Raw genomic sequence first — 18823 nt, 5'->3', positions numbered from 1 at the left:
TATATAAATACCAACTATTACAGAGATCGAAACAATTCATCCAAAATATCCACATTAGATTTTTCTTCAATTCCCTTTGACGTCATGTATTCATAGATATATTTATTCTTCACAGTATCAGACACTTTCGTAGGAGGACAATCCATATTTTTAGTAATATCATTTAATGACTGCCCAAAGTAATCAGCATAAATTATGAAATGACCAAAGTAACTCCGTGTTTTTTTTAACAGTGGAGTTATCGTAAGTACTATAGGTTTATCAAACAATATAGCGTAAGAAATAGACATACTACCATGCAAAATGACAAATTCACTATATTTCACCAATTCCATGGTTTTAAATTTTAAAATAGGCCTATCACCAAATTCATTCCCTTCATAGTTGGATTTAGGATGTGCAGCTATGACAATTTTGATATGATATTTATTTTCAATATAATCAAAATATGAATTCATTTGATTATGGTACATTGATGCTATTGCATTGACCTTATCTAAATTATATTCTTTAAAATCAGGATGATAAGGAAAATACTCATCGCAAAAAATTGCGTATTTGTAATCTACAGAAATAACACGATCTACTTTTCTATTAGTCTTATCCCAATCATATTGATTAATATGAATATCTATTTTTTTATTATTACCAGATGAAATATATAAACTATAAATATCAAAAACAGAATTTATAACACAAGACTTTGTACATTTTTTATAAGTAAACTTCAGCAAACTTTTTATAGTACTTAATCCCCAGAGTCCGTATTTAATGCGCATCATAAATGTCGGAGATTTCTCACTCATGTCTGATGCATTTACATTGATACGAATACAGTAACATCTATAATCTTTTAAGATTTTAAATATAGGTTCTAATCGCTTAATAGGCAGAAGTTCGACAATAAAAACTGTATCCTTAATAACTTGTAGATTAAGGTAAGCTTTAAAATCATCTATTGTACTAAAAGTATAAGTATATAAAGACGTAATAATATTATTATATAAATCATTAATATAAAAGCACGGAGAGAGATCGCAGTGTTCCACTTTATATCCTTTATTAATAAATTCATCAATATAAAATACATCTGCACGCCTTCGGACCAACGGACTTACTCCGATGATAATTATTTTTTTCATTTTATAATTTAGGTATATTGATTTATACTAATGCTTGAGCAATTTACTTTTTACTAACGTAAAAAAATAAGACCTTTCACTTTTAGTCATAAGAATTAAACTATTGACAAGCAAAGAGATTGAAGTTGTTATGGTAAATAGAATTATAAAATTCATAAAAGTAACTTCTTGAATAAATAGCCTAAAGAAGATGGAGCATAATACAACAACGATTATGGCAATTACCCCTTTAAAAAAGATGGGATAGAAGATTGTTTTCTTCAGTCCTAAACAGTAAGCCCCATACATTGGAGTAAAGAATAAATCTCTTATAAATATGAATGTACAACCACTTATAGCAATAGCGTATATGCCAAGCTCTGAGTATTTAAGAAGTAAAAACATACTAAGAATATTCATTATTCCAACTATTAATAGAGCGAAAGAGGGAGCTTTTCTTTTATTCGTAATTGTAAAAATTCCAAAGAGAGGATTAGTAATTGCCCCAAATGATGTAAAAAAGATAATAATAATCGACAACAATAGAATTGTCTCATTATATGCATTTGGCACCCAAAGTTGTAACAATATATCTGAATTCACTAAAAAAAAACCGATAGGAATTGCTAGAATAAAACTCAAGATCTTTATCGATTTTTGTATTTCATATACAAGTTCTTTCATTTCATCCTTTGCGTATAATATATTAAAATGTGGCGTGAAAGTAATTGCAATCATTGCACTTACTGTAGTTATTAAATTGGGTATTGATTGAGCAATGGAATAATTTGCAGTTTGAGTAGCACTAAATAAAATATTTGTTAATAATAGATTTATGGAACCAGATAAAAGACAACTTAACGCATTTAACGAACTCCATATACCAGCCGATACGACTTCAATAATAGAAGAACGTGAGAAATAACGATGGATGTTAATTTCAATTTCGGGAAGTAATCGCCGCTTATAAAATATATTAAATCCAGCAATAATAAATGCTGCACAAACAGCAGATGCACTCATGTAAATTATGGAGGGCATAAAAAAATAAAATAGTAATATAATACATGAGATTCTTACAATATTTGAAATGGCATCTCTAATTGACGCTAAATCCGGCCTGTTTTTAACATAAGTTCCTAAGCTATATGAAGTTGTCGACATCGTAATAAACATAGAAATAATAGAGAAAGAGAAAAGCCATTGCACATCATGTTTAAGATAGAGTGGAACGTTTATTAAATCAGTAATATAAAAAACAAAGGCAAAACCGACTAAAGAGAATACCAGAGATAGGAAGATATAACCAGCTAAGACTGAATTGAAATACCCCCTTGCCTTATCAAAATCACCTTTATAATAAGCTATTGTCACAAAACGACCAGCCATTGAACCTATAGCCGAAGTAAATATACTAGTATAGCCAATAATATTGTTAACTAATGGAAAAAAACTATAGGCTTCTTTACCAACAGAATCCAATAGATAAGGCGTAAAAAAGAATGATATTATTATATTTATACCAAATGATATTAAACTATATACTATATTTTTTGATATTTGTCTATTGTTACTCATTACCTTATTAAATGTGTGCGTTCCACATCTCGTAAACATTCCCAATTAAGTGTACACCCTTAGTGGTCAATTTAGTGCAAACCCTCTTAGTAGAGCACCTTTGGAGCGTTCTATTTAATAAAAGTACACAAAATTTAGTTTGTAATTTAACACTCAGTATAAAGCTAAGTCAATATTATGCATGTGAAACCCAAGAAATCTTTGCATTCGTTTAAAATTCCCGTAAAAAATTGATCTAGACGAGCCCAGGTAGACTTATTTTGCAACTCTACCATACTGAATGTGTTAAACGGAGGTCATTTCAACTCCTGCATCACTTTCAAAATGAAGAGAAGCATTTCATTTCGTTGTCCAAGGGCGGACAGCTTTCTCCGCAAGATTATTACCTATAGGATAATAACCATTCTTTCGGTAAACGATAAGTCCTTTCCATAACTTCTTTAGCTAATTAAAGGCTTCCAGCATATACGTCAACAATCAATTACTCCATCAGCAGATTGACCCGAAAATTAATTATAACTTCAGGTGTTTCTGCCTTTCTTCGCCATTGATGCCCTTTTATAATGGTCATATTTGCACACCTTACATCCACCATTATCCACAAGCCAACTTGGAAAGAAGAGAGTATCGGATTCTTCTCTGGAGAGTTTTTGACAGATTTAACAGGTTGTGAAGTCTGAGCAGGGATAGGAATCCCATCTACCTGCACTTCGACAACTTTCCGCCGTATATTCTTGTACCATTTTGAAAACAAGTTATAAGACACTTTGTTCTTAAGACAGAATGTCTCTATCAATACTCCTTGAGAAAGTACTTCGGTCTGGTATTTAAAGTAAAATCTTTCAATATATTCGCTATTTTTGAGTCCTAATTTGAGTACTTACAACCCTTTCATATGTTTTATCATCTCTTTAGCACGAATTAGTTCATCGTGTTGACCTATATCTATCCAATAACCAGATATAGGATAGCGAATTACTTTATAATGAGTTTCTATCAATTTATCCATGAAATCTGTTGCATTAAAAAACTCATTTTCAGGAATGAGGTCAAAGCATTTTTTCTTTATGAGATAAATGCCAGCATTAGCATAATAACTGTATGTAGGCTTCTCCATCACTCCTTTTATGTCACGACCATCAAGATTAAAGACCCCATAAGGCACCTTTACAACATAAGGCACTGATGCTACGCTCATATCTGCGTCATGCTGATGGAAGTGTAAAAAAAAATCCTCATAATCTATATTGGTAAAGAGATCGGAGTTCATCACCAAGACAATATCATTATAGAAAGTCTCTACAAATTTAATACTGCCAATAGTTCCAAGATATTGGGGCTCACGTACCGTAACAATTTTCACACCTTGGCGCTTATCACGAAAATGTTCCTCAATCTGCTCTCCTAAATAATTAATAGTAACAGAAATATGTTGTAAACCATAAGCAATCAGACGATCAATATTATAGTCAATAATGCATTTATCACCTACTTTGATAAGAGGTTTAGGAATTTTCTCCGTAATGGGACGCAAACGTTCACCTTTTCCCCCAGCCATAAGAACAGCATCAATAGGGAGTTTATTTAGATAGCGTTCAAGATTTACAATTTCACAAATATGATTTTTTTCATCAAGAATAGGTACTAATCGCATCTTTAGATCACGCTGGTGATGTATATCCTCAACTCCATCATTAACCCCTAAACGCAAAAAATTAAAATCTCGATGCATTGCGTCAGAAATGAGATCGGTCACATTCAAGCCTCTAATAAGGGCACGACGAATATCACCATCTGTTATGGTTCCTCTCATCGCATTATTCTCATCAACAGCAAAAAGGACTAAAGGATTATTATTTTCAATCTCATTAATACGTTTTAATGCGTCAATCAAACTTAAGTTTTGAGATATAATATGAATAGAGTTCATAAATATTTATTTAGGTACATTCACCTTAAGAATTTCAGTATTACCATATTTATCATTGGTAGCCACCACTACAGCATCGATATTCTTCATTTCTACAGTATCAGCACAAAAAGTATAACAATACGATTTCTTGTAAACATTGAAATCGAACGTATCGTGTATATAATGTCCTGTTACATCTTTGATTGCTAAATAAGGTTGAGGACCGAAAGGCTCTCCATTAACCACAAATATATGCAATACATTACCTTGCCACTTATATTCAAGTTTCACTTTGCCTACCTCACATTCTTCTGCTGAATAACCGATAACATTACGAAAACCTTCAACCGATTCTGAAAATTTAAACTTTACTTTAGGGTGACGAGATACTACATTTGACAGCATTTCACGAAACTCATTTATCTCATCAGACATTTCTCGCCAATCATGATCTGTAATACCTAAATAAACATTATCACCTAATTCTGCTTTTACAAAAGCTTTTTCAATCTCTGCTTCTGTAATGGAACGATGACGAGCCATCATATTTAAGATACGAGCTATCCATCTATTCATATTTCCTGTTCTACGCCAATCATAAAAATCAGGGTGATAAAGAGACCAATCAGAAGGAGCACCGCGCCAATCACCAGCATGCCCATTAGCCATATCAGTTTGAAAACGAGGCTGTACATCATCTTCTACAACTTGATTAGCCGGATCAAAAGGAATCCATTGTTCTAAAAAGAAGTTTGAATCAACACGTTCTGAGTGGAATCCCGGACGATTAACGACTGGAAAAATTCCACGATCTATTAATCGGCGGGTAATTATGCCATGGAGTGTAGGATAACAATTTTCATAATTATAGGCTGTATGATTACATACACCATCAAAAGGTACAGGATGAAAATGCCAATGAATAGCATCCATGGAGGAGCCTGTTACATTTATCATATAGCGATAAAAATCCAACACATTGTGATAACCATAATCACGATGACGAGGATTGACAAAACCGAAACCGACATGGTCCATAATATGCCAATTGTAAACCCAACCATCACCAAAAGAATCCTTCATTTCATTTCTAAACTCAGGCTTCATGATACGATTAAGCATTTCTTCTATCATTCCCCAATTTCGTTTAAATCCCACGGTATGAGGACAAACAGCTGTATATAACTCATCCTTCATATCTTCTGGAAGATTCACTTCACCACGCTGAAGTTTCTCTAAATTATCATAAGTAGGAAGCATCTCCACCTCATACTTTTCAAAATTAAAGATATTGCTAATTCTATTAAACAATTCTTCAATACTTTCCCACATTGGACCTTCTGTATCAATATGATGACAGATATATACTATCCCTTTTTTCATAATTCACTATTAACAACAAAAATTTAAATCGCCGTCCAGCCACCGTCAACCATCAAATTGTGACCAGTGATGAATGATGCTTCATCGGATAACAGAAAAGATACAGCGGGCGCTATTTCCTCAGGACGTCCCATACGCTTCAGCAGGGATTTTTCGGAATAACGTTCTATAAAAGACGGATGCTGTTTGTCTATGATACCTCCGGGAGATACGACATTTACGCGTATTCCATATTTACCAAAATAAGAAGCCAAATAGCGAGAAAAGTTTATGATGCCTCCCTTTACCGCTGTATATGCAGCAGGAGAAGTACCTCCATAATCTTCATAGATTGTAAAGTCATTCCCTACTACTCCATAGATAGAACCAAAATTCACAATGGAGCCAAAGCCCTGTATTTTCATTATAGCAAGAACCTTTTGACAAAGCAGGAAGCAACTGTTCAACTGCATATCCACATTCTTACGCCAAGATTCCATGGGTATATCCTCAAAGAAAGCACCCCAATCTTTAGTACGGGGATAAGCCACATTGGCAATCCCGTCTATACGGTCATATTTTTCATAAACCATTGAAACTAATTTCACTATAGAGTCATCATCCGACATGTCAAGATGATAAGTACCATTGGCTATATCGGTCTCCACAGCAATATCAGCATTGACAACAATTGCACCTTTCTTCCATGCGTCTTTCACGCATTCACGGCCGATGAGTCCAGAACCACCGGTTATAATCACTACTTTATCTTTCAATATCATTCTGCAAACTTATTTTCAGTACATTATTAGCATCTTCCATATCGTTCATAGTACAGCGATGTCGAGATACACACTCTATAAAATATTCCATCTGGGAAAGATAGGTATCTATAATACCTTTGGTAGAAGAAAAAAGCACCTCGTTTCCACAAATAATAGTATTAGCGGCCAAATCAACCATAAATGTTCCATCGCTGCAGACCAGTTCCAAAGTGCGCTTGTAATCCCGCCGATAATAATTGAGTATTACACTTACGTTAAACTGCGGATACTCCATCAAGTAATTGGCATAGTCTATTGCACGGATACCCAATGAAGACTTATGAGTAAACAGATGATGCGTGCATTGCGGCTTGCCGAATAACCAGTAAAGATAGTCCACTTCATGAATTAGGTCGATGTGCACCCCCCCCCCATTTCAGGGTTGGCACTGTAAACCATACGGTAATCAATCTGAGGACGCCAATCAGGAAGATAAGAACCGCAATAGATATTTACTTCATTCACTCTATGCTGCCTGATAATATCAACCGTCTTCTGGAGACATTCATGAAAACGGAGATTACAGCCTACATACGTCATGATACCCGACCGTTTCACCTCAGCAACCAACTCGTCATCAACCACCTTTGAATAAAGAGGTTTTTCTATAAAAAGAGGTAATTGAAAGGGCAACAATTTACGGATAGTTGACATGTGTTCCGATGTAGGATTGGAAATAATGGCGAAATCGAAACGAATAGTTTCCAACTGGCGCCAATCATATAAATCCGTAATCCCCTCCCAAGACTTGGATTCTTTTCCCGAGCGCATGGCATAAAGCTCAACGCTTGGATCTATATGGCGCAATGCCGCCACATGCTTTCTTGCAATGGAACCAAGTCCGACGATGAGTACTCTCATAAAGAAAAATCGAGTCTGTTATTCTCCAATAGGAAAGAAATCATTTCGAAATCGATGGGATGATCAAGATCGAAGCAGATATGGTTCATCAAATAAATCAATGAACGGTCAGTTATTGCCCCTTTATACCCTAAAGAAAAGAAACAACGCTTATAGAAATAGAATGAGGCATTCAAATCATAGACTTTAGGAGCTGCCTGCCGTGAAAGTACATCGTCCTCCAATGCTTTCACCTGGGCGTAATAACCATTCGCTTTCTGTTCCACCTGATTGAAGTATGGATTGCGTTCGGGTTCACTCACCGAAAAGAGGCTGACCGCATTTTCGTCTGCCTGAATTTGCTTAAAAGCCTCTTTCAAGTCCTCCAATGTGCGAAGTGGCGAAGTTACATCCAAATCCAATACATAGTCGAACATATACCCTTTCTGCTCCTCTGAATAGCGCAAAATATCATTGATGACATCAATCTTTCCACAGGTATCGTTGGCTAAATAATCAGGACGTTTATAGTCCGATGATAAACTACAATCTGAAGCAATCCGGATAATTTCATCTGAATCTGTCGAGAGGGCAATGGTGGTATTGCCCATGTCTGCGGCGAAGCGCTTTGCAACATCAATGGTATAGCCTATCAACGGCTTCCCATTGAGCAGCTTAATATTTTTACCGGGGATTCCTTTAGAACCGCCACGGGCACAAATAGTAATCAATATATTCATGCTTTCTACAAATTATAAAATGATTTCTGAACTAACTTTTTCAGCAAAATTGATTTCAATTCTCGGAGAATAAGAGTTGTTGTATTTTCTTTATAATATGGATTATTACAGTTTCTAGCCTGTCCTTTTACTTTTTCTGAAAAAACTTGCTGCAATCCTTCTCTTATTTGTTCTTTTGAAGTTCCGCAATGTATTACGCTTTCAGCAGCAATCCGACCTTTCTGTCTGTTACCAATATTCAAGGTAGGAATACCAAAGCTCGGTACTTCGATAATACCGCTCGAAGAATTACCTATAACTGCAGATACATACTGCAAAGCTGACAAATAATGAACTTTACCTAAAGAAGCAAATGCAACAGACCGTCCTTTGTTGTTTGCAACGAATTCATTTATCTGCTTCATAATAATGCGCCCGTCCGTATCAGAATTCGGAAGGGTAAAGATGATACGATAATCGAAGAATACTTCCAATGTTTCTAAAAGATTGCGACACTGCTCTTCAGCCGTAGAGTACTCTAAAGTCGTTGGATGATAGGTCACTAGTATTGAATTATTGCCTAAATGAAATTGGAGGCTTTGCTCTAAATCTTCTTTAGATAGTAAAGAAGTCTTTTTAATATTCTCTACACCAATCGCCCCCACATTGAATACTCGCTCCGGTTGTTCCCCTAACTGAATGACTCTATTTCTATATTCTTCAGTCGAAGTAAAATGCAAATGGCTCATTTTAGTAATCGCATGACGTATGCAATCGTCATAAGCCCCTTCTGTTATTTCACCACCATGTAGATGAGCTACAGGTATTTTATAAAACAGAGCCGCAGATACAGCTGCCAATATTTCAAAACGATCACCCAGTACAACAATCATATCGGGGCGTAACTCTTCATACGCATCAGCAAAACCAATAGTACCTAAACCTACTGATTTGGCCGTGGCATTTGCTGTATCTGACGAAAGCAGCATTTCTACTTTCCTATCAATAACAAATCCGTCCTTCTCTATTTCTTTATAAGTCAGACCGAATTCAGGAGAAAGATGCATATTAGTTGCTATTATTTGCAAGATTAAATAATCATCTTCTTGGATGGCTTGCATCAAGCCGCTTAATAATCCATATTCTGCACGGCTGCCAGTGATAACACATATCTTTCTTTTACTCATAAATCTCTATTTTAAAGAAATCTGTTCATCCATTTTAAAAAAACGAATAGCCGAAGTGCCTATCACTTCTTCCCATTTCATAGGAGAAATGCCATCACCGGGACGTTTTACAGTCAAATTTTCTTCTGTAAAAGTCTCTCCACATTCAATATTCCTAGCTGCAACAATACTTTTTCTTGCTACTGATTTGTTTTTACTCTCCGAGTGAGTTATAAACTTGTCCGCCTTTCCCAGTGCTTGTTCTATATTTCGGATAGAATTTACCATTGCTTTCAATTCTGCCGGTTCAAGAGAGGCTCTGTGATCCGGTCCGTCCATAGTACGGTCAAGTGTGAAATGTTTTTCAATGATAGTTGCTCCTAAAGCTACCGCTGCAATGGGGACCTCAATCCCTGATGTATGGTCTGAATAGCCAATCTGCACACCTAGTTTTTCTTTCATAGTTTGCATCGCCCGCAAATTCACATCTGACATAGGAGTAGGATATTCCGTGTTACAATGAAGTACCGTAAGCCGTTCTTTAGGCACACCGTACTTTATCAATAGGGCTATTGCATCCTCTATTTCATCAAAATTGCTCATTCCTGTAGAAAGAATAACAGGTTCTTTATATTCGGCAATCTTTTTGATATAGGGATAGTTTGTAATTTCACCAGAGGGTATTTTCCACAATCCAAGATGTAAAGACGCAAGGAAATCAATACTTTCCAAATCAAAAGCTGTAGAGAAAAATTTCACATTCTTTTCAGCACAATATGAAATCAATTCTTGATGGTCCGCAGGGCTAAGTTCCAGTTTCTTGAGCATTGCATATTGACTCGAATCTTCATTATTCGTATTTCTCCTTTGATAATCTGCCATTTCAGCTGTTTTGGACACAAGATTGTCCGCTCTGAAGGTTTGGAATTTGACATAATCCACACCAGCTTCTGCAGCAGCATTAATCAGATGTTTAGCCAATTCCAACGAACCGTTATGATTTACCCCGGCTTCAGCGATTATCAATGTACGTAGAGGAAACATCAGATTTTAATTTTTAAAAGAGCCGGATTACCAGAGTAAACCCCTCTTTGAACAATATTTTTACGAACCATAGCCCCAGCGGCAATAATACAACCGTCTACAATAGAGGTTGCATTTACCATTACCGACTGGCTGCCTAAAAAAGTACAATTACCGACTTTACAATCACCATTTACCATCGCCCCGGTAGAGATGTGACAATAATTCCCAATAACAGCATCATGTTCTATGTTGGCAGAGGTGTTGATAATACATCCTTTGCCTATGTTTACTGACGCATTAATGGTTGCCTGATGCAATACAACTGTTCCTGAAGCGATTGCCGCATAGCGTGAAACATGAGCAGTAGAGGCTATTACCGTAGCTAATTGGCCGCCTACTTTTTCGATATTCTCATGAAGGCAAATGCGCAGGGAAGTATCTTTGATAAACCCTACAGTGACAATAAAGTCACAATCATCTACAAATTTAGGAATGTCATCATCCGTTCCTATAATTTGATAGCCAAGTATAAACTTACCTACATTTTCCGGTATATCTAAAACACCTTTTATCGTAAAGTCGGCACTTTCAGCCGCATCAATTACAGACTTGCAATGACCACCGCCACCAACTAATATCAGAGGTCTCATTTTATTAAACGTACACTACTCGGTATATTCACTATTCTATCCGCCAACCACTCCGTATTCTTCAGCCCATCCGTTTCGCAGTGCTTGAACATATCCAATCGGTTCATTAACTCCCAAACAGGGCGCGTCATGACACCATGATCGTTTGTATACTCAAGAAATTCTTGTTGACTGGCTTTGTCATCCAATAAAACCACATTAAGCCAATAATTAGAACGGCTATCTGCCGGCTCAGAAAAGAAGGTTATATCAGGCATGTTTGCAAAGAATTCTTTGTATCGTTCAGCGGTATTCCGCTTATCTTCAACGTATCTTTCAAGATTCTCTAACTGAGCACATCCTAAAGCAGCATTAATATTGGGCATACGATAGTTATAACCGATATGGTCATGGATGAAAGCCCAGCGGTGAGGAACTTTAGCCTGAGTCGTCAGATGTTTTGCAAGTTTTCCCAATTCTTCATCTTGGAACAACAACATACCACCACCACCGGTAGTGATTGTCTTGTTTCCATTAAAGCTAATAGCGCTGACCCTACCGAACGTACCGGTATGTTGCCTTTTATAGAAACTACCTAAGCTCTCGGCAGCATCTTCTACTAGTTCAATATGCCATTCTTTGCAGATTTCGGCTAATTCATCAATTTTAACTGGATGCCCGAAAGTATGCATCGGAACACATGCTTTAATGCGTCTGCTCGTATTTTTATTGTAGCAAGTATTATTCTTGATTTCTGCATTTTTTTGTAACCAAACTTTGACTGCGTTTGGAGAAAGACCAAGAGTTTCCTTATCAACATCTATAAAAACCGGATGAGCACCTATATAGCTGATGGCATTACAAGTAGCAATAAAAGTCAATGCCTGTGTCAGCACTTCATCATCACGCTCCACACCTACAAGCATCATAGCCATATGAAGAGCATTGGTTCCACTCACACAAACCACAACTTTCTTTGCACCGGTATAGGCTGCTATTTCTTCTTCAAAACGATCAACAAATTTACCGACACTGGACACAAAGGTAGTGTCAATGCATTCGTTCAGATACTTCTTCTCATTACCTATAAACAGAGGAGCATGCAAAGGCACAAAATCATCTGTTCCATAAAGCTGATGAATAAAATTTGTTATATCACTATACATAGGTTCAGAATTCCTATTTGATTACATTTTCTGATCTAAATTCTTGCCCTTCTCAATATGCTCAAAATTGGGCAAAAAACGGTGTAGTGCATTTACTACTTCAGATTTGGAGAAGTCTTCTTTATAGAATATTTGTTCCATATCTTTAAAAAAGACATCAAGTTCCCGCATGGGGCGTTTTGTCACTTCTTCAATTACTCCTAAAGAAGCGAATCGTTCCATATTCAATTTTTCACCTGGAACATAGAATTCCTCATAATCCTTTTCTCCTGTGGTATCGCTTTTGAAGTAAACAACAGGATATACTTTACTATTTTCAGGCATTTCAGTAGCAAATTTCTTGGCTTCCTCATCTGATGTACATTCTTTCTTTTCGTAGCCTAACGCATCCAGGAACTTATCACAAATGGATGAAAAAGTTATCATTTGCTCTTCACCTAACTTTGGAAAGAATATTTCTCCATTATGTCCCAACATGCAAGCCAACATACAAATTTGTCCGCTTTCTTCCGGAGAAACAAAATAACGTTTCACGTCACTCGGTGCTGCTAAAGGCTGTTTCTTCATGATACGGTCTATGAAACCTGCAAGCAAAGAGCCATTAGAGAAAGCCACATTGGCGAAACGGGCAGTGGTTACTTTGAATTTTGCACTATAAGCCATAATCATATCTTCCATGACACGTTTGCTGGCTCCCATGATATTAACAGGATTAGCTGCTTTATCGGTAGATACACAGAAAAAATGTTTGGGAGGATATTCTGTCAGCAGATCCAACAGTTTTTTTGCTTTGATTACATTGTTCTCAATCAAAGCTTGGACTGAATATTTATCCTTTTCACTACGTACATGTTTATGAGCAGAAAAATTGGCCACAATATCAAAGCCTTTTTCTTCACAAAAAATATGCTCGAAGATAGTATCTGCGAAGTTTAATGTATAAGTACGGTATTCTTCGGGAACATACATGCCGTAAGTAGAACGAAGGTCACGGGTTAATTCGGCCAAGCCATTCTCATTCAAATCCACAACAACGAGTTTGGATGGCTTAAAAGGTAACATGGCGCGAATATATGAAGATCCGATAGAACCTGCACCTCCAATAACCAAAAGGCTCTTTCCTTCAATTTCTTGTTGGAGCTGTTGATAGTTTGCTTCAATATCAATAGCAAACATACTATTAGAGCGAGAAGTTATATTCTCACTAATAAACTTATCAATATTAAGCATTTGCATTAGTATTTCAAATGATACTTTCTATTTCTCTACCTCTTCGAACGGATAAGGATTCTCTTCAATATTCTTCAACTCCTCGATAATTTCCGCCTGTTCTTTTGTTAATATTTTATCATTCCAGTCATTAACAATAGCATGAGCCTGCTGAAGCAAAGCCTCTTCATATACTTCTCCATAGCAATAAGTCAACAATCGTACTTTGAGTAATGAAGCCGGAAGTTGCTCCAAAAGATCAGAGATACGATCTAAAATTATTTGCTTCTTTTGTCCTTTATCCCCATTATCATATATAGTTGCATTATACCCGAGCAAAAGAGCGAGACACAAGTTCGCTTCTTCTTCGAGATTAGCACCATTTTCCACGAATAGAGAATCGGATTTGACAAGAACATCTTTATTCAACCGACAAAAATCATCGGAATAAATTGGTTCATTGTTCATATCTAAGTACAGAAGATCGTGAGCTGCTTGCTGGAGCTCAAAAGCACGGGAAAGTAAAGAATTCATCTTTGTATTAAGTTTTTAGATTTACTGGAAAAGAAAGAAGAGGGCCTTTGACAAACTCAGAATGACAGCGTGTCAATATTATTAATGATAATCAGTTTCAGTCCTTTATTACCTTCAGATAGGATTTAGGAACCTTGATGCTCGCCACCAAAACGCCCGTAATGCGGATAACAACGTAAGTTTTATTAGCTTCTGTGGAAATTTCTCCCTCAACACCACTGAATTCGCCTTTAACAACAGTAACTTTCTGACCAATGGTAAGAGGTTCGTTATCAAAGCTAACGCCATCAGGATTCAAATCCATCACAAACATGAAGTCCTGCATTTGTTTATCGGGAACTATCAACATGGAATGTGTGGAAAGGTCTCTCATATAAAAGACCTGAACACCGTAAATATTGGGAATATCACAAGCAGCCTGCTTGGTAGCATGAATAAAAATCAAACCACGGGCAACGGGGACTACACTACGCTTCCGACGATATTTTAATTGTGTGACTACAGTTCGGGTAGGAAGGTAGCATTCGACATCTATTTTTTCCTCTAAATTCAGCTTTTCGATACGTTTCTGAACAGCAAACTCCTGTTTACTTAGTGTACGGGCTGCGAACCAATATTTCTGTTTTTCAGACACTTGAGGAAGTTTATTAGATGATAGGAAGTTTGTTTTGGGTACGCTTCGCGGCCCGATCGAGACATTTGCTCTTTCAAAACCGCAATGGCATATAAATGCTGATAAATAGATGTAAACGAATGAGTTAGAAACATTAAACGTTTAAAAGACGTTCGTTTAATGGACGCAAAGATATACCCTATTTTTGAAACTAGCAAAATGTTTAATAAAAAAATTTTAGTATAAGAAAAGGGCTACACCCTTTTGCCCGGATGGTGTAGCCCTAAGCACTAAAGGGTGTAGCCATCCATAACAAAGGGTGTAGCCCTTTCACTTTACTAATAATCAATCAATTACAAACTTCAAAATAAGAAGACAGAGAGAAGTTATGTATTAAGTTTCTGATTGAAAATGAAAAGATATTTCTCAGATGTTGAAAATACCCAGTTCCGGGAATGTAGCTCCCTGTATGGCGAAGCAGATTCCAAAACAAGCTGCACTTACAATCCAAAGAATAATCAACGTCCACTTCAAACCTGAATTCATCGGTTGCCAGTTAAATATCTGGCGGAAGATAGCCCATACGATGGAAACCAGAGGAATACCTACCAACAGTACACCTGCTATGTACATTACAATGGCTGATAGTGGTGAAGTAGGCAATACTACATCATACATCGGGAAGAGTGAGATCAGTGCTGCACCACCTCCGATAGCTACCATCACCGCAGCAAACAGAAGAGCTACAAATACCACCCCGAATACAAACAGAATCGGACTGCAAATAATAGCGAATATTACCAGACATACCTTCAGGAACCAGCCAGCAACCATCACTAACATATCTCCTATCTTCTGTAGAGCAGTACGAGGCTTGTCTGATTTCATGTAATCATTGACACCATTGGTTACTTTCTCAAAACCATCAGTTACCGTCTTTCCGATATTCTCCACTGTAACAGCTTCGCCACGCATATTCAGTTTCTCCGCAGCCGTCTGTGCTTCGGGGATAATCAGCCAGCAAACAATGTAAACCGGAATCAATGTACCTACTCCACATATCAAAACTACGAGTAGCAACAAACGAAGCAAAGTTACATCCCATCCCAAATAAGCTGCCATACCACTGACTACACCTCCCAACATCTTGTCATCCGGATTACGGTAAAGGCGGCGGCGCGCAGTAGAACTGCCGTAAGAAGTTTGACCACTCCAAGCACCAGAACCATAACCGCTACCTGCATTTTTATTGTCGGAAGCATTTTCTCCGCTTTCCTCACCAGATCCCATATCTTCAGGCTTTCCCATTCGGGCAATCACTTCTTCCACGTCGGTAATGGTGATTACTTGAGAACCTGCTGAAAGCTTTTCGGCAAATAACTCGGAAATACGGCGTTCAATATCATCTACAATCTCATCGGCACCAGCTTCTTTTCTGAAGTGCAGTTTGAGATTACAAAGGTAATTATCCAAAAGGCGGTATGCATCATCGTCTATGTTGAAAACGGTTCCGCCTAAATTTACTGTTAATGTCTTTTTCATAACACCCTAATTTATTTTCGATTTGACTATTTACGATTTACAATTGAAGTTACTTATTGCTAATTTTTCATTACTCATTATTATGAGCATTTGCAATGTGATTGACTGTTTCGTTCAGTTCTCTCCAAGATATTTCTAATTCACTTAGAAAGACTTCGCCTTGTTCGGTCAACCGATAATATTTACGAGGGGGACCTTGGGTGGATTCTATCCATTCGTAACTTAGGAGGTCGTCATTTTTTAGACGAGTGAGCAACGGGTAAAGTGTACCCTCCACTACAATCAGCATAGCTTCTTTCAGCTTCTGGATGATGTCCGAAGCGTAAGCCGGTTCCTTATGAAGCAGCAGCATGATACAATATTCAAGCATGCCCTTGCGCATTTGCGACTTTACATTGTTTACATCCATGTGGTTATTTACAATTTAACGATTTACAATTTACAATTTACAATTTGGCGATACATTAAATGAGAAAATGAATTATCGGCTTAGTCTCTCATTATCTTCGCTTATTTGTATGGCACAAATATATGCATTATATTAGTACCTTGTATTACAAAGTACTTTGTATTACGATTTATTAACTATTTCGTTTTAGTACACTTTCTTTTTGCTATATTAAAACCTTTTCTTATCTTTGTTTTAACCCTAATCTATTTACATAATGAAAGTACTAACTATCCATGATCTGAAAGCAATCAGGGAAAAAGCCGAAAAGGCACTTCTTCTGCGCGAACAAAGCAATGAAGTAGTAGCTGAACAATGCTGTGGGCTGGCAGTGGGCACAGAACATCTGCAAATCCTAATTTGTGGAGGTACAGGCTGTAAAGCTTCATCCAGTCACGTCATAGCTGAAAAGCTCCAGCAGGCACTCGAGAAAAACAATATTGCCGATAAGGTAGACGTGATAACCACCGGTTGTTTCGGATTCTGTGAGAAAGGGCCTATCGTCAAGATTATCCCTGATAATACGTTTTACACCCAAGTAATCCCCGAAGATGCTGAAGAAATCATCAGTGAGCATATAATAGGTGGACACAAGATAGAACGTTTACTTTATATAGATCCGAAAACAGAACAGGCAGTCAGTGACTCCAAACACATGGACTTTTACCGGAAGCAGATGCGTATCGCTTTACGCAACTGCGGCTTTATCGATCCGGAGAATATAGAAGAGTATATAGCCCTGAACGGTTATATAGCTTTGGCGGATAGTCTGCTTACCAAGAAACCGCAGGAGGTAATTGACGTCATCAAGCGTTCGGGTTTACGCGGACGTGGTGGTGGTGGTTTCCCCACCGGTAAGAAATGGGAGTTTGCCCATAAGCAACAAGCCGATATGAAATATGTAGTGTGTAATGCGGACGAAGGCGATCCCGGGGCATTTATGGACCGTTCGATTATGGAAGGAGATCCCCACTCCATTATCGAGGCTATGGCTATTTGTGGTTACTCCATCGGATCCCCCAAAGGGTTGGTTTATATCCGGGCTGAGTATCCGCTTGCTATCCAACGCTTAAAAATTGCTATTGCTCAGGCACGTGAATATGAATTATTAGGAAACAATATTCTGGGAACCAACTTTAACTTCGACATTGAAATCCGTTATGGAGCCGGAGCCTTTGTTTGTGGTGAAGAAACCGCACTTATCCATTCAATGGAAGGTAAACGCGGAGAACCGACTTTGAAGCCCCCTTTCCCGGCAGAAGAAGGTTATCTAGGCAAACCTACCAACGTCAACAATGTGGAGACGCTTGCCAATATACCTATTATCCTGACCAAAGGTGCCGAATGGTTTTCATCTATCGGCACAGAACGTTCTAAAGGAACGAAAGTATTTGCCTTGGCTGGAAAGATTAATAATGTAGGATTGATAGAAGTCCCTATGGGAACTACCCTGCGTGAAGTAATTTATGAAATCGGTGGAGGCATCAAAGGAGGAAAGAAATTTAAGGCGGTGCAGACGGGCGGTCCTTCGGGTGGTTGTTTGACTGAGAAACATCTAGATACTCCGATTGATTTCGACAATCTGCTTGCGGAAGGTTCCATGATGGGTTCCGGTGGTATGATTGTGATGGATGAAGACGATTGTATGGTATCGGTAGCCCGTTTCTATCTGGACTTCACGGTAGAAGAATCGTGCGGAAAATGTACTCCCTGTCGCATTGGGAACAAGCGTTTACTGGAATTGCTCAATAAGATTACCCAAGGATGTGGAACGGAAAAAGACTTGAAAACACTCTCAACCCTGGGGCAAGTCATCAAAGATACAGCTCTTTGCGGATTAGGACAGACTTCACCCAATCCGGTACTCTCAACGCTCAATAATTTCTATGATGAGTATTTAGAACATATCAAAGATAAGACGTGCCGTGCCAAGCAATGTAAATCATTGCTGACCTATACCATCAGTCCGGAACTCTGTATTGGTTGCCACTTATGCGCCAAGAACTGCCCGGCAGATGCAATTATGGGAGATATGCGTAAACCGCACGTTATCAATCCTGAGACGTGTATCAAGTGCGGCATGTGCATGGCACGCTGCAAATTCAAAGCAATCAATGTCTGCTAAATCTTTACT

At 37.6% G+C, this 18823-nt stretch carries 18 protein-coding genes and 1 pseudogene; 1 reads left to right on the top strand and 18 read right to left on the bottom strand.

The genetic code is table 11. The features are described from left to right. Positions 1-17: 17 nt before the first annotated feature. The 18 genes and pseudogenes from Q1W14_RS21825 to Q1W14_RS21745 all read right to left on the bottom strand — a co-directional run bounded on the left by Q1W14_RS21825 (position 18) and on the right by Q1W14_RS21745 (position 16650). On the bottom strand, positions 18-1142 hold the full coding sequence (locus Q1W14_RS21825) for a hypothetical protein (RefSeq protein WP_300704995.1): 1125 nt from the start codon (positions 1140-1142) through the stop codon (positions 18-20). Positions 1143-1169: 27 nt separating this feature from the next. Continuing rightward, on the bottom strand, positions 1170-2699 hold the full coding sequence (locus Q1W14_RS21820) for a hypothetical protein (protein ID WP_300704993.1): 1530 nt from the start codon (positions 2697-2699) through the stop codon (positions 1170-1172). 339 nt (positions 2700-3038) lie between these two features. After that, positions 3039-3128 (bottom strand): annotated as a pseudogene (locus tag Q1W14_RS22050) (hypothetical protein); the annotation flags it as partial. A 451-nt stretch (positions 3129-3579) separates the two neighbouring features. Continuing rightward, positions 3580-4629: a nucleotidyltransferase family protein gene (locus Q1W14_RS21815; RefSeq protein ID WP_300704992.1), complete on the bottom strand. Its 1050-nt coding sequence runs from the start codon at positions 4627-4629 to the stop codon at positions 3580-3582. A 6-nt stretch (positions 4630-4635) separates the two neighbouring features. Next, the gene (locus Q1W14_RS21810; RefSeq protein ID WP_300704990.1) at positions 4636-5994 is read right to left on the bottom strand and encodes a hypothetical protein; all 1359 of its coding nucleotides are present in this window, start codon (positions 5992-5994) and stop codon (positions 4636-4638) included. A 23-nt stretch (positions 5995-6017) separates the two neighbouring features. Beyond that, positions 6018-6755 (bottom strand): SDR family oxidoreductase, encoded by a 738-nt coding sequence (locus Q1W14_RS21805; RefSeq protein WP_300704989.1) that lies wholly within the window; start codon positions 6753-6755, stop codon positions 6018-6020. Then, positions 6739-7161 (bottom strand): hypothetical protein, encoded by a 423-nt coding sequence (locus Q1W14_RS21800; RefSeq protein WP_300704988.1) that lies wholly within the window; start codon positions 7159-7161, stop codon positions 6739-6741. Before Q1W14_RS21800 ends, Q1W14_RS21805 begins: the two co-directional genes overlap by 17 nt. Further along, on the bottom strand, positions 7146-7658 hold the full coding sequence (locus tag Q1W14_RS21795) for a Gfo/Idh/MocA family oxidoreductase (protein ID WP_300704987.1): 513 nt from the start codon (positions 7656-7658) through the stop codon (positions 7146-7148). The genes Q1W14_RS21800 and Q1W14_RS21795 overlap by 16 nt, the downstream gene beginning before the upstream one ends. After that, the gene (locus Q1W14_RS21790) at positions 7655-8377 is read right to left on the bottom strand and encodes an acylneuraminate cytidylyltransferase family protein (protein WP_300704985.1); all 723 of its coding nucleotides are present in this window, start codon (positions 8375-8377) and stop codon (positions 7655-7657) included. The genes Q1W14_RS21795 and Q1W14_RS21790 overlap by 4 nt, the downstream gene beginning before the upstream one ends. Before the next feature lie 5 nt (positions 8378-8382). Continuing rightward, a complete protein-coding gene (gene neuC, locus Q1W14_RS21785) occupies positions 8383-9543 on the bottom strand; it encodes a UDP-N-acetylglucosamine 2-epimerase (protein ID WP_300704983.1) in 1161 nt (386 codons plus the stop codon). A 6-nt stretch (positions 9544-9549) separates the two neighbouring features. Further along, positions 9550-10566, bottom strand: coding sequence for an N-acetylneuraminate synthase (gene neuB, locus Q1W14_RS21780; protein ID WP_300704982.1), 1017 nt, complete (start codon positions 10564-10566; stop codon positions 9550-9552). After that, positions 10566-11198, bottom strand: a complete 633-nt coding sequence (locus Q1W14_RS21775) for an acetyltransferase (protein WP_300704980.1) — start codon at positions 11196-11198, stop codon at positions 10566-10568. The genes neuB and Q1W14_RS21775 overlap by 1 nt, the downstream gene beginning before the upstream one ends. Further along, a complete protein-coding gene (locus Q1W14_RS21770; protein ID WP_300704978.1) occupies positions 11195-12343 on the bottom strand; it encodes a LegC family aminotransferase in 1149 nt (382 codons plus the stop codon). Before Q1W14_RS21770 ends, Q1W14_RS21775 begins: the two co-directional genes overlap by 4 nt. Before the next feature lie 21 nt (positions 12344-12364). Further along, the gene (locus Q1W14_RS21765; protein WP_300704976.1) at positions 12365-13573 is read right to left on the bottom strand and encodes a UDP-N-acetylglucosamine 4,6-dehydratase; all 1209 of its coding nucleotides are present in this window, start codon (positions 13571-13573) and stop codon (positions 12365-12367) included. Positions 13574-13600: 27 nt separating this feature from the next. Beyond that, positions 13601-14086 (bottom strand): UpxZ family transcription anti-terminator antagonist, encoded by a 486-nt coding sequence (locus tag Q1W14_RS21760; protein WP_300704974.1) that lies wholly within the window; start codon positions 14084-14086, stop codon positions 13601-13603. Positions 14087-14183: 97 nt separating this feature from the next. Further along, positions 14184-14720 (bottom strand): UpxY family transcription antiterminator, encoded by a 537-nt coding sequence (locus tag Q1W14_RS21755; RefSeq protein ID WP_300704972.1) that lies wholly within the window; start codon positions 14718-14720, stop codon positions 14184-14186. Between the two features lie 405 nt (positions 14721-15125). After that, positions 15126-16241 (bottom strand): PspC domain-containing protein, encoded by a 1116-nt coding sequence (locus tag Q1W14_RS21750; RefSeq protein WP_300704970.1) that lies wholly within the window; start codon positions 16239-16241, stop codon positions 15126-15128. 70 nt (positions 16242-16311) lie between these two features. Beyond that, complete coding sequence (locus Q1W14_RS21745) at positions 16312-16650, bottom strand: PadR family transcriptional regulator (protein WP_300704968.1); 339 nt, start codon at positions 16648-16650, stop codon at positions 16312-16314. A gap of 256 nt (positions 16651-16906) precedes the next feature. Between Q1W14_RS21745 and Q1W14_RS21740 the strand changes: the two genes are divergently transcribed. Further along, a complete protein-coding gene (locus Q1W14_RS21740) occupies positions 16907-18814 on the top strand; it encodes an NADH-quinone oxidoreductase subunit NuoF (RefSeq protein WP_300704967.1) in 1908 nt (635 codons plus the stop codon). Positions 18815-18823: the final 9 nt, after the last annotated feature.

The organism is Bacteroides sp. (assembly GCF_030151085.1).
Classification (GTDB): domain Bacteria; phylum Bacteroidota; class Bacteroidia; order Bacteroidales; family Bacteroidaceae; genus Bacteroides.
The sequence above is the reverse complement of the archived record's forward strand: the minus strand, read 5'-3'. Positions and strand labels throughout refer to the sequence as shown.

Bases quoted from the DNA above. Each gene is read 5' to 3' on its own strand.
- Q1W14_RS21825 (WP_300704995.1), bottom strand. From the start codon at position 1,142: ATGAAAAAAATAATTATCATCGGAGTAAGTCCGTTGGTCCGAAGGCGT.
- Q1W14_RS21820 (WP_300704993.1), bottom strand. From the start codon at position 2,699: ATGAGTAACAATAGACAAATATCAAAAAATATAGTATATAGTTTAATA.
- Q1W14_RS21815 (WP_300704992.1), bottom strand. From the start codon at position 4,629: ATGAACTCTATTCATATTATATCTCAAAACTTAAGTTTGATTGACGCA.
- Q1W14_RS21810 (WP_300704990.1), bottom strand. From the start codon at position 5,994: ATGAAAAAAGGGATAGTATATATCTGTCATCATATTGATACAGAAGGT.
- Q1W14_RS21805 (WP_300704989.1), bottom strand. From the start codon at position 6,755: ATGATATTGAAAGATAAAGTAGTGATTATAACCGGTGGTTCTGGACTC.
- Q1W14_RS21795 (WP_300704987.1), bottom strand. From the start codon at position 7,658: ATGAGAGTACTCATCGTCGGACTTGGTTCCATTGCAAGAAAGCATGTG.
- Q1W14_RS21790 (WP_300704985.1), bottom strand. From the start codon at position 8,377: ATGAATATATTGATTACTATTTGTGCCCGTGGCGGTTCTAAAGGAATC.
- neuC (WP_300704983.1), bottom strand. From the start codon at position 9,543: ATGAGTAAAAGAAAGATATGTGTTATCACTGGCAGCCGTGCAGAATAT.
- neuB (WP_300704982.1), bottom strand. From the start codon at position 10,566: ATGTTTCCTCTACGTACATTGATAATCGCTGAAGCCGGGGTAAATCAT.
- Q1W14_RS21775 (WP_300704980.1), bottom strand. From the start codon at position 11,198: ATGAGACCTCTGATATTAGTTGGTGGCGGTGGTCATTGCAAGTCTGTA.
- Q1W14_RS21770 (WP_300704978.1), bottom strand. From the start codon at position 12,343: ATGTATAGTGATATAACAAATTTTATTCATCAGCTTTATGGAACAGAT.
- Q1W14_RS21765 (WP_300704976.1), bottom strand. From the start codon at position 13,573: ATGCTTAATATTGATAAGTTTATTAGTGAGAATATAACTTCTCGCTCT.
- Q1W14_RS21760 (WP_300704974.1), bottom strand. From the start codon at position 14,086: ATGAATTCTTTACTTTCCCGTGCTTTTGAGCTCCAGCAAGCAGCTCAC.
- Q1W14_RS21750 (WP_300704970.1), bottom strand. From the start codon at position 16,241: ATGAAAAAGACATTAACAGTAAATTTAGGCGGAACCGTTTTCAACATA.
- Q1W14_RS21745 (WP_300704968.1), bottom strand. From the start codon at position 16,650: ATGGATGTAAACAATGTAAAGTCGCAAATGCGCAAGGGCATGCTTGAA.
- Q1W14_RS21740 (WP_300704967.1), top strand. From the start codon at position 16,907: ATGAAAGTACTAACTATCCATGATCTGAAAGCAATCAGGGAAAAAGCC.